The organism is Streptomyces sp. 15-116A (genome assembly GCF_025290915.1).
Classification (GTDB): Bacteria; Actinomycetota; Actinomycetes; order Streptomycetales; family Streptomycetaceae; genus Streptomyces.
The window spans coordinates 1-1,156 of the sequence record NZ_JAOCQE010000549.1; the positions used below are offsets into that span (position 1 = coordinate 1).

The window sequence follows — 1,156 nt, forward strand, 5'->3', positions numbered from 1 at the left end:
CGGCACGCCGAGAGCACGCTCCCCCACCCTCGAACCGCGCTTCGCACGGCTCGGGCGGGAGGTGCCCCCACGCCGCCGCCAGGCCCGCCCTTCGGGCGGACGACGGGAATTTGACGACAGGGCCTAGCCCGCCGCTGCTACGACGTAGGCTGGAGTGCGCACTTCGTCCCACACCCGGAGCACCTTTTTCGTGAGTGACCAGCCCCGTCGGCCCCGCAGACCCGCCAAGCCCTACCGCCGGCCCAAGAAGGACCCCGTCCGCGTCCTCGCCTTCGAGGCCCTGCGGGCCGTGGACGAGCGGGACGCCTACGCCAACCTCGTCCTGCCACCGCTGCTGCGCAAGGCACGCGAGAGCGGTGACTTCGACGCGCGGGACGCGGCGCTCGCCACCGAGCTGGTGTACGGGACGCTGCGCCGGCAGGGGACGTACGACGCGGTCATCGCGGAATGTGTCGACCGGCCGCTGCGCGAGGTCGACCCGCCGGTGCTGGACGTGCTCAGCCTCGGTGCGCACCAGCTGCTCGGGACGCGGATCCCCACGCACGCCGCCGTGTCGGCGTCCGTGGAGCTGGCGCGGGTGGTGCTCGGCGACGGGCGGGCCAAGTTCGTCAACGCCGTGCTGCGCAAAGTCGCCCAGGACGATCTCGACGGCTGGCTGGAGCGGGTCGCGCCGCCCTACGACGAGGATCCCGAGGACCATCTCGCCGTCGTGCACTCGCATCCGCGCTGGGTGGTCTCCGCGCTGTGGGACTCCCTGGGCGGCGGGCGCGCCGGGATCGAGGAGCTGCTGCGGGCCGACAACGAGCGGCCCGAGGTGACGCTGGTCGCCCGTCCCGGGCGGGCCACCACCGAGGAGCTGCTGACCGAGGAGGCCGCCGAGCCGGGGCGCTGGTCGCCCTACGCCGTGCGGCTGACCGAGGGCGGCGAGCCCGGAGCCGTCGAGGCCGTGGCCGAGGGGCGGGCCGGGGTGCAGGACGAGGGCAGCCAGCTCGTCGCGCTGGCGCTCGCGAACGTGCCCGTCGAGGGGCGCGACCGGCTCTGGCTGGACGGCTGCGCGGGACCCGGCGGCAAGGCCGCGCTGCTCGGGGCGCTCGCCGCCGAGCGGGGCGCCGTCCTGCTCGCCTCGGAGAAGCAGCCGCACCGCGCAGGGCTGGTC

Annotated in this window: 1 protein-coding gene; it reads left to right on the plus strand. The window is 75.3% G+C overall.

The genetic code is table 11. The annotated features are described in order from the left end of the window. Positions 1-190 precede the first annotated feature (190 nt). Positions 191-1,156, plus strand: a 966-nt coding sequence (locus N4P33_RS35395; protein WP_260831012.1) for a transcription antitermination factor NusB, incomplete at its 3' end; no start/stop codon positions are given.